This window comes from Pediococcus pentosaceus ATCC 25745, from assembly GCF_000014505.1.
GTDB lineage: Bacteria > Bacillota > Bacilli > Lactobacillales > Lactobacillaceae > Pediococcus > Pediococcus pentosaceus.
The window spans coordinates 1,790,805-1,804,029 of record NC_008525.1; the positions used below are offsets into that span (position 1 = coordinate 1,790,805).

Sequence of the window (13,225 nt, forward strand, 5' to 3'; positions counted from 1 at the left end):
TTGTACAAAATCGGGTTTAGCTACTTTTCAGTGGGAAGTTGATGTTACTAATTAAGTTATCGGATGTTATAAAAGAGAGGTGTAAGTAATGAATAAATTTTGCCAAAGCTGTGGAAGACCACTTACTACTACAAATGCTGGCACTAAAGCCAACGGTGACTCATCAAATTACTATTGCATTTCATGTTATCAAGATGGAGCTTTCACTGACCCTACCCTTACTATTGATGACATCAAGGCGAAAGGGATTAAAGAAATCAAACAATCAAAAATGAATATATTCAAAAAAATATTTTTATTAATTTGTTATCCATCTCGACTTCAGCGACTAGATCGTTGGCGGGAATCCTAAATTAATTCAGTCATTTTAAAGGTTGACCAAAATTTGTAAGAGCATTTTGCCTACTTTAAATGTGAATAAAAATGATATCATAAATAAAGTTAAGGTCTTATTTCAAATTACAGTTCCCTCACTTAGGTAAGTTTTGATAACAGTTCGATTCTGTTAGAGGGATTCAGAGAATTAATCTCTAAAAAAAACTAGGAGTTGGTTGATTTGCTTAAAGAATTTAAAGAATTTGTTTCACGTGGAAACGTCCTTGATTTAGCTGTCGGTGTTATTATTGGTGGAGCTTTTACTTCCATCGTTAAATCATTAGTTAATTATTTAATTAATCCTTTAATTGGTTTATTTATCGGCGGAATTGATTTTTCAGATTGGGTACTTAAGGTAGCCGGAGCTACTTTCAAGTTTGGTAGTTTTATCAATGCTGTCATTAACTTCTTAATCATTGCATTTGTTGTCTTTATTTTGGTTAAATTAGTCAACAAGTTTCTTCCTAAGAAAGAAGAACAAGAAGACGATGAAGCTGAAGCAATTGAAAATAGTGAAATTTACCTTAAAGAAATTCGCGATGCATTAGTAAATAATCCTGAATTACTTTCCAACTTAAAAAACAAAGAAGATTCAACTAAATAACCTAAAAAACGTTTCTTGAGAGTTTTCTCAAGAAACGTTTTTTTACTAAAGTTATTCAGTTCTTAAAGCAATTGCTGCATCTTTTTTAGCAGCCATTCTAGCTGGAATATGTCCACCTAAAATAGTTAACACAGCACTAACTATGACTAAGAGAATGGCATGAACTGGATTTAATTGAGAGACTCCACTTAAACCAGTCATCTTTTCCAGTACGACATTAATTGGGAAAGTACATAACCAAGCTACCACAATTCCGAAAAGTCCTGACCCAATCCCTAAGATGGCCGTCTCTGCATCAAAGACACGGGTAATATCTTTCTTACGTGCTCCTAGAGCTTTCAATACACCGATTTCTTTAGTTCTTTCAATTACAGACGTGTATGTGATAATTGCAATCATAATCATTGATGTAACTAACGAAATTCCTGTAAAAGCCACCAAGACGTACGTAATGGCATCCATCATTCCACCAGTCAGTTTTGAAATACTACCGGCCATATCCGTATATACAATTTGATCCGCTTTTTTCTTGCCATCATTATATTTATCGAGGTAGTCTAAGACCCGGTCCTTCTTCTTAAAGTTACTTGGATAAATTTGGATAGTACTTGGTGTTTCACTACCACCCAACATCGTTAGCATCTGGTTTTTGGTAGAAGCATCCATTGTTTCACCAGTCATGATATTCTTTTTGCTAGCTGCTTGAGCTTTTACAATATCAGAATCTTTATTATCTTCGTAAACGGATTTGGTTAATTGATCACTGTAGGCGATTCCGTTGGATAATAAGCCATCGCTATTCTTAGATTTCACCCGTAAGATACCGACAACTTTTAGCGTTTTAGTATCTTTAGCATTCGCCATTGATGCATACCTATCACTAGGAACATAGTTACCAGTTGGCAATTTTTTATAGTAAGTATTATTAGTTACCAATTTGGCCGTTTTACCGATCAATTGATTGTAATCAAATTTTTGGTTAGTTTTAGCTGTAATTCCAAAGTTCTTTAAAGCTGAGATGCTAATCTTATTATCGCGATCCGCAATTAAAACAACATCAGTAGCCTTCTTTGGATAACTTCCAGATAAAACGTGATAATTCTTCTTTAAGAAGCTTTGATTTCCATCACGATCAATGGGATAAACTGAGCCACCCACACCTGTAACAGAAGCCATCATTGAACTTGTATCTACTGTCTTAGCATCGGGATCAGCATTACTAAACTTAACCGTTTGCCATTTACCATCTTTTTGGCTAATTAAATTCATTCCGGTACTGTAAGTAACCGCAATATTTTTAGTGTATTTTTTAGGCATTTTCTTGACGTAATCTAGGTACTTCGAATCTATTTTATTTACGTGTTGGGCTTTATCCGATTTACTCAAATCAGCTTCCACATACTTATGTTTGGAGAAGCTACTGTTTTGACTGTCCGTCATTGCTGCACTTGAATCTGAAGCAACGGCCCCAATTGAAACCGGCATAGAAGCCATCGTATCACTTTGGGTTTGGTCAATTTGTTTCTGGAAACCATTTGATAAGGCCAAAACAATCGCAATACTGATAATTCCAATCGAGGAAGCAAAAACCGTCAAGAATGTCCGACCTTTTTTAGTCATAATATTCTTAAAAGAAAGTTTCAAAGCTGTCCAATAACTCATCTTAGTATGTTTAAGCTTAAAGTTGGTCACTTCATCATGCCCATTATAAGGGTTGGAATCTGTTTGGATTTTACCATCAGCAAATTCAATAATTCGGTCAGCATATTGGCGAGCCAATTCTGGATTATGAGTAACCATTACTACCAGACGTTCTTTAGATAGTTCTTTAATTAATTGCATGATTTCATCTGAAGTCTCTGAATCAAGAGCTCCAGTTGGTTCATCAGCAAGCAGAATTTCTGGATCATTGGCAATGGCTCGGGCGATAGCTACTCGTTGCATCTGACCACCCGATAGTTGGTTAGGTCGCTTGTTCATATGCTTCTCTAAACCAACTCGAATTAAAGCATCTTTAGCACGGCGCTTCTTTTCTTCTCCACTCATGCCTGATAAAGTCATCCCCATCTCAACGTTATCAATAATCGAAAGATGACCAATAATATTGTACGATTGGAAAATAAATCCTACAGAATTATTGCGGTAGGCATCCCAATCTGAATCTTTAAAGTCGTCGGTTGATTTTCCTTCAATAACCAAATTACCAGAATCATAGCGATCTAAACCGCCTATCATATTCAGCATAGTGGTCTTACCAGAACCAGAAGGTCCTAAGATTGCTACAAATTCTTGATTACGGAAAGAAACAGAAACGTCATCAAGGGCTTTGGTGGTTGTTTCACCGACCTTATAGTATTTCTTTAGATGTTTTAACTCTAACATATACGCTACTTCCTTTTTCACTTGGTTATGTTAATTATAGACAATAGTTAACAATTGTCAACCATTAATCAAAGTTAAATTAATGTGCTATAATAACGTTATATAAATATTTATAGGAGGTGAACTACCCAATGGATAATAAACCTTACCAATCAGAATGGGATCAGTTACCAGAAAACGTCAAAGTAACCGCGCAATTATTCGGCACACTTGCTCAAACTATTTTTAGCTATTTTAACGATGAAACTATTAAAATATCGCCTTTGAATTTTATGATTTTAATGGATATTTTAGGTAATCCTGGTACCTCCATGTCTGAATTGGCTAAAAGAGTCGGTATTTCTAAACCACAATTAAGTCGGAGCGTTAGCAAATTAGAAGATCTACACATGATCAAAAGGGTCCACAACACGGAAAATCGGCGTAACGTTAATGTTTACCCCGACAAAGAAGGTAGTGATTTAATGGCGCAGCAATTTCTTCGGGTTGCCAATAGATTGGATAAAACCCTTAGTGCCCTTTCTTCAGAAGACCGTGCTCGCCTAGTTCCTTTAATGACGGAATCACTTGAGATTCTATCCAAGGCTGGTATTGTTCAACAATAATTTGTTTACGATTTATGAAAAAAGAGCCTTACAAGTAACTACTTGTAAGGCTCTCTTTAACTTCAATTTAACTTAATTTTTTGCTCAATTTTTGTTACAAGGTCGCTAACCTCACCATTACTATAAGTGACTAAGTTCGTAATTGTCGTTTGATCAATTTTAGGCGAGCTAGTTTGCAACACTTGTTTATTAATTGCAATTAATATTTTAGGATCTGACGCAAACTTTGAAAGTTCTTCAACTTCGCCAGTAACAACATCCACGTCTACAATTCCCACCTTTACGAGCGCCTTTTTTAGTTTATTCACCAACCTCGAATCGAGCATCGCTTCCACTACGGGTCCTGCCCCATTTGACGTCTGTAAAATACCAACCATTCCCGTATTGATAACTACAACTTTTTCAACCATGCTATCCTACCCTACCTCCAATTTTATTAGAAAACAAAATCCCCCAAATCAATTGTAGTTGATTTAGAGGATTTTGCTTCACTTATTTTACTTAGTAGTTGTTTTAAGAACTAAGGATTCTGGTGTAACTAATGCATTACCTTTGAACTTCATCACCCGAACTGCATCCATGTTCGTAACGATGACGATCATTGGTGTCTGCTTACCCGCATTTTTAATTGCGTCTAAGTCAACTTTAGCTACAACGTCACCATGTTTAACCGTTTGTCCATCTTCTACCTTAACATCGAATGGAGCACCATTTAATTCAACAGTGTCGATTCCCATATGAAGAAGGATTTCTAAACCAGCATCTGTCTTGAAACCAATTGCATGTTTAGTAGGGAATACTGATGTAATTGTTCCATCAACTGGAGCAGTAATCGTTCCATCAGTAGGATTAATAGCATATCCGTCACCCAACATCTTTTGAGCAAACGTGTCATCAGGAACTTCCTCAATATCCATGTATTGTCCATTAGCAACACTATAGAACTCTTCCGTAACATCCCGTTTAATACCATCAGCAACCGTTTCTTCTGTTGAAGCTGTTTCATCAGCAGTCTTCACTGAAGAAATTGGGGCCTTAGCATTCTCTAATTTTGCAAGTGCATCTGAAACGAATTGAACTTCAGTACCAATAATAATTTGTAGATTATTCTTATCAATCTTATTCAATCCTGCAGCACCACTGCGTTTGATTGCATTTTCATTAATATTATCTGTATCATTCAATTTAAGACGAAGACGTGTTGTACAGTTGTCCACGACTTGTAAGTTGTCTGAACCGCCTAGAGCAGCGTAGATCTTTTTAGCTTGAACAGTATACTTATCATCTGAATCATTAGTTGCAACTTCTTCAACACCATCGTCCTCAGCTAATTCTTCGCGACCTGGGGTCATCAAATGGAATTTCTTAATCGCAAAATCGAAACCAAAATAGTAAATTACAGCCATTACGAGGCCTTGAACAATTAACCATAATGGTTGGTTAGCGATCGGGTTCTTCAAACTAAGCACATAATCAACTAAACCGGCACTGAATGCAAAACCAGCTGTCCAATGCATAAATGCCGCAAATGCGAGTGAAAGACCAGTAAAGATTGCGTGCAATACGTATAGAGGCCATGCAACAAACATAAATGAGAATTCAAGTGGTTCTGTAACACCGGTGAAGAATGAAGCAAATGCAGCAGCTAACATCAATGATGCTGTAGTTGCTTTGTTTTCAGGACGAGCATTTTTGTAAATAGCGTAAGCTCCGGCTGGAAGTCCAAACATCATGATTGGGAAGAATCCAGCTTGGTACATACCTGTAACACCCTTTGTACCTTGAGAAGCCAAGAATTTACCAATATCATTAATCCCAGCCACGTCAAACCAGAATACGGAATTCAAAGCTTGATGTAAACCAGTTGGGATAAGGAGACGGTTGAAGAAACCGTACAATCCAGCACCAACCCAGCCTAAGTTCAAGATAAACTTAGCAAACGCAACGAGAGCGCCGTAAACTGGTGGCCAAACAAATAGTAACACTACACTGACAAGTAGCATAACAAGGGCAGCCATAATTGGTACTAAACGCTTACCACTAAAGAAGGAAAGAGCCATCGGTAATTTTGTTTCGTGGAATCGATTGTATAATGCTGCAGCAATCAAACCAGCGATAATACCGATAAATACATTTCCAATTTGAGCAAACGAAGCATCAACGGCTGTAGGTTTGATGTTCATTAATGTAGCAACCGATTCAGGCTTTAATACATTGACCGGTAGCTCAAAGGCAACTAACCCAGCGAGGGCAGCAGCCCCAGATTGATCGACAGACATCCCGAGGGCTAAACCAACGGCAAATAATAGCGGTAGTTGACCTAAAACAGCGTTACCACCGGCTTGTAAGAAATGAGCAACTACGTCATTACTGTAAGAAGCCCACCAGTTACCAATACCAACCAACAAAGCGGCGGCAGGCAAAACGGCTACGGGAAGTTGTAAAGAACGACCCATGCGTTGCAAATATGCTTTCATGAATAATACCTCCAAATAGAATATTGAATAAATGCGATAATCCAATTCTATGTTAGTGGAAACGCTATTTCAAGCGTAAATTATTGGTATAATCCGCTTTATAGGGCTTATTTTATAAAAATTAAAATTGGTATATACCTATTATCGGTTTTTGAAAGCGCTATTTTAAGAAAAAACTACATATTTAAATTTACCGTGGTCTAAAGGACTAAAGTTTTTCAAAAAAATATTGGTTTCAACCTCCGTAGACCGCTTTTTTGAACAACCATTAAATCCTTGTATCACTATTCCCTATCTATTGTTTGCTCAATATCAATCATTTCCAGTAGCCCCGTTGCACATTCACTACCCTTATTTCCGGCTTTACCACCCGCTCGATTAAGAGCCTGTTCCATATTTTCTGTCATGAGCACTCCAAACATCACCGGTACTTTTCCTTCTAACGCTATTTGAGCGATTCCACTTGTTACTCCTGAACAAACCGATTCATAATGCGATGTTTCACCTCGAACGACTGCTCCTAAAGTAATTATTCCATCTACATTACCTTTCTGGCTTATTTTTTGAGCTACGCGTGGAATTTCAAACGCTCCAGGTACCCAATAAATATCGATATCTTCCTTGGAAACTCCATTTTGAGCTAAAGTTTGAAAAGCCCCATCCAGTAAACGCTTTGTCACTAAATCATTAAAACGCGCTACTATGATCGCGATTTTAAGTTTACTTCCATTAAAAGTACCTAAATATTCTGTCATTTAATCCATTCCTTTCAATAAATGATGCATTTTTTCTTTTTTAACTTTTAAATAGCTTCGATTTTCGGGGCGTGCTGGGATTTGGATTGTCACTCGCTCCTCTACCTTGATACCCAACGTTTCTAATTGTTTAATCTTGTCAGGATTATTGGTTAGTAAATTAACTTTCGTGATTCCTTTTTTTCTTAGAATTGCAGCAGCTACTCCATAATGCCGTTCGTCAGCTTGAAATCCTAACTTCAGATTAGCTTCAACTGTATCCATCCCTTGCTCTTGAAGTTCATAAGCCTTTAATTTATTAGCAAGACCAATTCCTCTACCCTCTTGACGTAAATACAACAAAGCTCCTCTTCCACGGCTTTGGATTTCCTTTAAGGAACGTTCTAATTGCTCACCACAATCACATCGCTTGGAACCAAAAATATCACCAGTTAAACATTCGGAGTGGATTCGAAGTAACAAGGGTTGAACTTCAGATAGACTTCCTTTAGTTAAAAGTAAAGTTGGTTCCTGCCCAGCCCCCGTATCAAAAGCTTCCATCTCAAATTCCCCATATTTAGTAGGTAAATGGACTTTCGCAACCGATTTAACTATTCCAGCATCTTTCATATAACGATATATTTTAATTTCTTCAATGGTTAATAGTGGCATTTGCATTCCTTCGGCCAAGGATTTAAGGGTGTTTCGACGGGCCATTGTGCCGTCTTTTTTCAAAACTTCCGTAATGTAGGCTACTGGCCGAACTCCAGCTAACTTAGCCAGATCAACTGCCGCTTCAGTATGCCCACCTCTTGCTAGCACCCCACCTTCTTCAGCAATTAGGGGAAAGACATGCCCTGGATGATAAAATTCACTAAATTTAGCTTGGGGATCCGCTAACTTTTGAATGGTTTTAGCGCGGTCAAAAGCTGAAATCCCTGTTTTAGTGGTTTTAGCATCGGTACTGATGGTAAACGCCGTTCCAAAAGCATCTTCCGCATTAGTAACCATTGGTGATAATCCCAATTTTTGAGCTATCTCCGCACTCATCGGTACGCACAACAGTCCTCGAGCATTGGTAACCATCGTATTGACTGCTTTTGGGGTAACATATTCGGCCAACCCCACCATGTCTCCTTCACTTTCACGATTTTCATCGTCCGTTATGATAATGAGGCCGCCATTTTTCAAAGTTTGTAGAGCATTTTCAATTTTTTCGATTATTCTATTTTTCATTATTTACACCACGATTTTCGTTTAAAATGTATTTTCCTAAAATATCAGTTTCAACATTCACAACATCATTAGCCTTTAAATTACCTAGCGTGGTTACTTGTAAGGTATGTGGAATCAAACTAACTTCAAACAGTTGCTTCTCCACCGCTGAAACCGTTAAACTCACTCCATCGATGGTGATCGAGCCCTTTTCGACCACGTAATCTATATAGTCAGGATTAATTTCAAAGGTTAGGACGATTGAATTTTCATTTAACATCCTGTTAACTAATTTGGCCGTTGTATCTACATGTCCCAAAACAAAATGACCATCTAAGCGGTCTGTGGCTAGCAAAGCCGGTTCTAGATTAACCTCCATTCCATCTTTCATATTCGCAAGGCTCGTTCGATGGGTTGTTTCGGGCATTACTTCGACGGTAAATCCTTCGTTTAAAATGCTAGTAATCGTTAAACAAATCCCATTGATGGCAATGCTATCTCCAATTTTGCTATGAATTTGGTGGGTCATCGGTGTGGCAATCATAATTTGCGCGGTTGCTTGATTGCGTTTAATCTGGCTGATAATGCCTTTTGCTTTAATTATTCCAGTAAACATCTATACTCTCCTCAGTCTAAATTTCATATCTGGCCCCAATTCCATTTTTTCAACTAACTGATATGCATTCGATTGATATGGTAATTGAGTAGGGTTAAATATCGCTGGTAACCCCGTCGCTCCGTAAATACGTGGTGCAAGATAGACATTAATTTCATCCACCAGACCGCTTGCTAAAAACTCGGCGTGAATTTGACTCCCACCTTCAACTAAAACACTTTGAATCCCTCGTTTAGCCAGTAGCGTTAGGATTTTATTGGGGGTCCACCGATCAGAAATCACTTCTACGTTATTCGGCCACTGTCGTCGAGTTACGGATGAAGTAAGTAATAAGATTGGATCTGCTGTTTTAAAAAACGCATAATCTTCGACTTTAAGTTGATCTACATCTCTTATCAAAACCATTCGCCAAGGTTGCTGATAAACAGCGATTTGGCGGACTGTTAATTGGGGATGATCAACTTTTAATGTGTTTTCACCAACCAAAATTGCTTGATATTCTGCCCGTAATTGCTGGCTGTCTTGATAGGCTTCTTTACCAGTAATAATGCTGCGTTGGTTGGCCTGCTGGTTAATTTTTCCATCCAAAGTCATGGCATACTTTACATTTACATACGGACGCTGATGCTGATAGAAAAAATTGTATTTAACATTTAATCCTCCAGTTTGGTTTAAAACTTTTATTTCAATTCCAGCATCCCTTAAAATTTGAAGTCCTCGACCCGCGACTAATGGATTCGGATCTTTTTGACCAACTACAACTGCTTTAATACCTACTTCAGCTAACTTTTTAGCACAAGGAGGCGTCTTACCAAAGTGACTGCACGGCTCTAGGCTGACGTACATCGTAGCACCTCTAGCTTGTTTTAGATCATCTAAGTGCTGCAAAGCATCAATTTCAGCATGAGCGGCTCCAAACTGGTGGTGATACCCTTTAGCTAAAACCACGTTGTTCTTAACGATTACCGCTCCCACTAAAGGATTCGTCCACGTTTGATACTTCCCTTTCTCTGCCATTTCGAAAGCTAAATTCATATAATCTTGTTCACTAATCAAAATCACCCCACGAAAAAAGCCCCACACAAAATTTGTGCGGGGCATGATTTTTGATAGCTAAATAAGACTCCATACGAGCATGTACGCCAAAAAGCGTACAAAAGAGTACGAAATTTAAATAACGTTTCTTCTCCCATCCAGACTATACTGTCGGTCCTAGACTCTCACTAGGTCCACCGCTACTCGCGGGTCACGGACTTCAACCCTTGGTTGTTACCGTCGGTCGGGAATTACACCCTGCCCCGAAGAAATCTATTCAGTTTTCGCTCTGTAGTCTACGCTAAGATAATTTATTTTGCAAATCTGAACCTTCACTTTATTCTAACCACTCTATAAAATGTGCTGTATTTCTCAAATATTGAATTTTACCAATTTAAGCTTTATCACTTGAATGAAAGCGTATTCTTTTGCACAATAGAACCATATCTAGAAAAGGAGACTTTTATATGGCATATCATTCAGTAAATCCGTACGACGGACAATTAATTCGCACATTTCCCAATACAACCGACCAAGAAGTCGAAGTTGCTTTGAAGAATGCTGATATTTTTTATCAATTTGCAAAAACTCAACCCATTGAAAAAAGAGCCGAAAAACTTCAAGAGCTAGCCGATGAGTTTAAAAATAACATTGACCATTACGCTCGCCTTATTACAACTAACATGGGAAAGTTGTTTAAGGAATCTCAAGCTGAAGTTCAAAAGACCTCTGATTTTGCAGAATACTATGCTAAAAATGGAGCAGCAGCTTTGGCAGACGTTGAGTATCACGATGCTCCAGGGGTTAAAGCCCACGTCGAGTACCAATCGATTGGAGCAGTCTTTATGATTGAACCTTGGAACTTCCCGTATGCTCAAATTATGCGGGTCTTTGCTCCTAATTTTATTGCGGGAAACCCTGTCTTACTAAAAGACCCTAGTATCATTCCCGAATGTGCTCAAGCCTTCGAGGACGCGACCTTGAAGGTTGGTATTCCAACGGGAGCATTTAAAAATTTATTTATCAATTACGACCAAGTTAGTCAAATCATCAGTGATCATCGGGTTCAAGGTGTTGCTTTAACTGGCTCTGAAGGGGTTGGTAAAAAGATTGCGTCCGAAGCAGGAGCAAATTTAAAAAAATCAACCATGGAATTAGGCGGAACTGATGCCTTTGTTGTCTTGAAAGACGCTGATTTGAAAAAAGCAATTGAAGTTGCTGCTAAAGCTCGTCTTAGCAATGCTGGACAAGTCTGCACGGCTGCTAAACGTTTTATCGTCCAAGAAGATGTTTATGACGCCTTTCTTGAAGGTCTTAGCCAGCAATTTGCAAAACGTCGGTTGGGAGACCCACTAGATCCCGAAACAACTTTGGCGCCACTTTCATCCAAGTCTGCTCAAGAAAAACTAAGAAAACAAGTGGACATGGCCTTAGCCGGTGGTGCTAAACTACTTTGGGGTAACAACACGCCTATTAAAGGCCCTGGTGCCGGCTTTTATCCTCTCATCATTAGTGGTATGAAATCAGATAACCCGATGTATGATCAGGAACTATTTGGTCCAGTTGCTCAAGTTTACAAGGTTAAGGATGAAGAAGAAGCGATTGAAGTTGCTAACGCTTCTCAACACGGACTAGGTGGGACCGTATTTTCCGAAGACTTAGAACAAGCTGAACGAGTAGCTTCGAAGATTGAAACAGGCCAAGTTGCCATTAATCAATTACTAACTTCATATCCTCAGTTCCCATTTGGTGGAGTTAAATTCTCTGGTTACGGACGTGAACTTAGCGATTTAGGTATTCGTGAATTCATTAACGCAAAAACTATTATCGATAGTTAAGTATTTTTGTTGGAAATCCGGTATAATTGTAAGCGGATACAAAAACTAATTTCCAATAAATCTACACATGTTAGCGAGGAATATCTCATGAAAAAAGACTTAGTTATTAGTGCGGGCAGTTCAACTCTGAAATGGAAGTTGTTTTCGATTCCTGATGAAACAGTAATCGCAACTGGATTGATTGACCGAATCAATCTTCCCAACTCCGTTTTTATGGTTAAACGCCCCCATCATGATCCTTATAAAGTAGTAAAACCTTCAATCACCTATGATTTAGCGGTTACCATGCTGCTTTCTTTCCTTAAGGATCATGGACTAGTCAAGCATTTACGTGAGATTACTGGAATTGGACATCGAGTTGTCGCAGGGGGCGAACACTTTAAAGACTCGGTTTTAATCGATGATGAAGTTTTAGCCGAAATCCACAATTTAGCTGAATATGCCCCACTTCATAACCCGGTTCAGGCCCGCTACATTGAAATTTTTAAACAGCTCCTGCCAGATGTTCGTCAAGTGGCGGTTTTCGACACTTCGTTATACGCTGATATGCCGAAAGTTAACTGCCTCTATCCCATCCCTTACGAATACTACACAGACTTAGGGATTCGTAAATATGGTGCGCACGGGACCAGTCATCGGTATGTCGCCAATCGGGCAGCAGATCTTCTAAAAAAAGATTTAAGCGATTTGAAAATGATTACGTGTCATCTCGGTTCCGGTTCATCAATTACGGCCTTTAATCAAGGACATGTAATCGATACCTCTATGGGATTCATTCCCTTAGGCGGGGTAATGATGGCGACTCGATCGGGAGATTTAGATCCATCACTGGTCGGTTTTCTAGCTGAAAAATTAGGGATTAGTGTTAACGAAGTGATTGATATTCTAAATCAAAAATCAGGATTATTAGGAATTTCCCAATTATCTCCTGATCAACGGGACTTGGAAGATGCCGAAAATTCTAATCCTCAAGCTAAGTTAGCATTGGAAATGTTCATTAACCGCGTAGTCCGTTTTATTGGTAGCTATGTGGCTGAACTTGGTGGATTAGATGCTCTGATTTTCACTGCTGGCTGTGGTGAAAATGGAATTGCAATGCGAGAACGCATTATGGAACAACTTACCTACTTCGGCATTAATGCTGATGTTGAGCGTAATAATGTACGTGGTAAAGAACAACAGATTAATCAAGTAACTGATGCGGTTCAAGTTCTCGTTGTGCCAACTAATGAGGAATTAATGATTGCTCGCGATATCCAACGAATTTTACGTTAAATTGAACTTCAACCCCCAAGCTTGTAAATAAGCTTGGGGGTTTTCTTTACTATTTTAATCATTTATAAT

The 13,225-nt window shown here is 38.5% G+C and carries 12 protein-coding genes and 1 riboswitch; of the genes, 5 read left to right on the top strand and 7 right to left on the bottom strand.

The features are described 5' to 3' along the window. The first annotated feature begins 88 nt into the window (after positions 1 to 88). On the top strand, positions 89 to 352 hold the full coding sequence (locus PEPE_RS08800) for a zinc ribbon domain-containing protein (protein ID WP_011673902.1): 264 nt from the start codon (positions 89 to 91) through the stop codon (positions 350 to 352). Between the two features lie 204 nt (positions 353 to 556). Further along, complete coding sequence (mscL, locus tag PEPE_RS08805; protein WP_002834294.1) at positions 557 to 979, top strand: large-conductance mechanosensitive channel protein MscL; 423 nt, start codon at positions 557 to 559, stop codon at positions 977 to 979. 51 nt (positions 980 to 1,030) lie between these two features. On the opposite strand, the gene PEPE_RS08810 is transcribed toward mscL, so the two are convergent. Beyond that, positions 1,031 to 3,361 carry an ABC transporter ATP-binding protein/permease gene (locus PEPE_RS08810; RefSeq protein ID WP_011673903.1) on the bottom strand — a complete coding sequence of 777 codons (2,331 nt, stop codon included), beginning with the start codon at positions 3,359 to 3,361 and terminating at the stop codon, positions 1,031 to 1,033. A 131-nt stretch (positions 3,362 to 3,492) separates the two neighbouring features. Between PEPE_RS08810 and PEPE_RS08815 the strand changes: the two genes are divergently transcribed. Further along, positions 3,493 to 3,966: a MarR family winged helix-turn-helix transcriptional regulator gene (locus tag PEPE_RS08815; protein WP_002833827.1), complete on the top strand. Its 474-nt coding sequence runs from the start codon at positions 3,493 to 3,495 to the stop codon at positions 3,964 to 3,966. Between the two features lie 62 nt (positions 3,967 to 4,028). Here the strand turns inward: PEPE_RS08815 and PEPE_RS08820 are convergent, their stop codons facing one another. From PEPE_RS08820 to ribD, 6 genes are all read right to left on the bottom strand, one after another. After that, positions 4,029 to 4,376 (bottom strand): hypothetical protein, encoded by a 348-nt coding sequence (locus tag PEPE_RS08820; RefSeq protein WP_002833828.1) that lies wholly within the window; start codon positions 4,374 to 4,376, stop codon positions 4,029 to 4,031. Between the two features lie 87 nt (positions 4,377 to 4,463). Further along, positions 4,464 to 6,443 (bottom strand): N-acetylglucosamine-specific PTS transporter subunit IIBC, encoded by a 1,980-nt coding sequence (gene nagE / locus PEPE_RS08825; protein WP_011673904.1) that lies wholly within the window; start codon positions 6,441 to 6,443, stop codon positions 4,464 to 4,466. Between the two features lie 284 nt (positions 6,444 to 6,727). Further along, on the bottom strand, positions 6,728 to 7,198 hold the full coding sequence (ribH, locus tag PEPE_RS08830; RefSeq protein ID WP_011673905.1) for a 6,7-dimethyl-8-ribityllumazine synthase: 471 nt from the start codon (positions 7,196 to 7,198) through the stop codon (positions 6,728 to 6,730). Next, the gene (locus tag PEPE_RS08835; protein WP_011673906.1) at positions 7,199 to 8,413 is read right to left on the bottom strand and encodes a bifunctional 3,4-dihydroxy-2-butanone-4-phosphate synthase/GTP cyclohydrolase II; all 1,215 of its coding nucleotides are present in this window, start codon (positions 8,411 to 8,413) and stop codon (positions 7,199 to 7,201) included. Next, positions 8,403 to 9,008, bottom strand: a complete 606-nt coding sequence (locus PEPE_RS08840; RefSeq protein WP_011673907.1) for a riboflavin synthase — start codon at positions 9,006 to 9,008, stop codon at positions 8,403 to 8,405. The genes PEPE_RS08835 and PEPE_RS08840 overlap by 11 nt, the downstream gene beginning before the upstream one ends. Then, positions 9,009 to 10,070, bottom strand: coding sequence for a bifunctional diaminohydroxyphosphoribosylaminopyrimidine deaminase/5-amino-6-(5-phosphoribosylamino)uracil reductase RibD (ribD, locus tag PEPE_RS08845; protein WP_011673908.1), 1,062 nt, complete (start codon positions 10,068 to 10,070; stop codon positions 9,009 to 9,011). Between the two features lie 115 nt (positions 10,071 to 10,185). Beyond that, a riboswitch (FMN riboswitch) is annotated at positions 10,186 to 10,318 on the bottom strand. A 192-nt stretch (positions 10,319 to 10,510) separates the two neighbouring features. Here ribD and PEPE_RS08850 point away from each other — a divergent pair. Further along, the gene (locus tag PEPE_RS08850) at positions 10,511 to 11,881 is read left to right on the top strand and encodes an NAD-dependent succinate-semialdehyde dehydrogenase (protein WP_002833834.1); all 1,371 of its coding nucleotides are present in this window, start codon (positions 10,511 to 10,513) and stop codon (positions 11,879 to 11,881) included. Positions 11,882 to 11,968: 87 nt separating this feature from the next. Then, positions 11,969 to 13,156, top strand: a complete 1,188-nt coding sequence (locus PEPE_RS08855; protein ID WP_011673909.1) for an acetate/propionate family kinase — start codon at positions 11,969 to 11,971, stop codon at positions 13,154 to 13,156. The last annotated feature ends 69 nt before the right edge of the window (positions 13,157 to 13,225 follow it).

Excerpts from the sequence above, each read along its gene's own strand:
- nagE (WP_011673904.1), bottom strand. The coding sequence starts at position 6,443 with ATGAAAGCATATTTGCAACGCATGGGTCGTTCTTTACAACTTCCCGTA.
- ribH (WP_011673905.1), bottom strand. The coding sequence starts at position 7,198 with ATGACAGAATATTTAGGTACTTTTAATGGAAGTAAACTTAAAATCGCG.
- PEPE_RS08810 (WP_011673903.1), bottom strand. The coding sequence starts at position 3,361 with ATGTTAGAGTTAAAACATCTAAAGAAATACTATAAGGTCGGTGAAACA.
- PEPE_RS08815 (WP_002833827.1), top strand. The coding sequence starts at position 3,493 with ATGGATAATAAACCTTACCAATCAGAATGGGATCAGTTACCAGAAAAC.
- PEPE_RS08840 (WP_011673907.1), bottom strand. The coding sequence starts at position 9,008 with ATGTTTACTGGAATAATTAAAGCAAAAGGCATTATCAGCCAGATTAAA.
- PEPE_RS08850 (WP_002833834.1), top strand. The coding sequence starts at position 10,511 with ATGGCATATCATTCAGTAAATCCGTACGACGGACAATTAATTCGCACA.
- PEPE_RS08835 (WP_011673906.1), bottom strand. The coding sequence starts at position 8,413 with ATGAAAAATAGAATAATCGAAAAAATTGAAAATGCTCTACAAACTTTG.
- PEPE_RS08855 (WP_011673909.1), top strand. The coding sequence starts at position 11,969 with ATGAAAAAAGACTTAGTTATTAGTGCGGGCAGTTCAACTCTGAAATGG.
- PEPE_RS08820 (WP_002833828.1), bottom strand. The coding sequence starts at position 4,376 with ATGGTTGAAAAAGTTGTAGTTATCAATACGGGAATGGTTGGTATTTTA.
- PEPE_RS08800 (WP_011673902.1), top strand. The coding sequence starts at position 89 with ATGAATAAATTTTGCCAAAGCTGTGGAAGACCACTTACTACTACAAAT.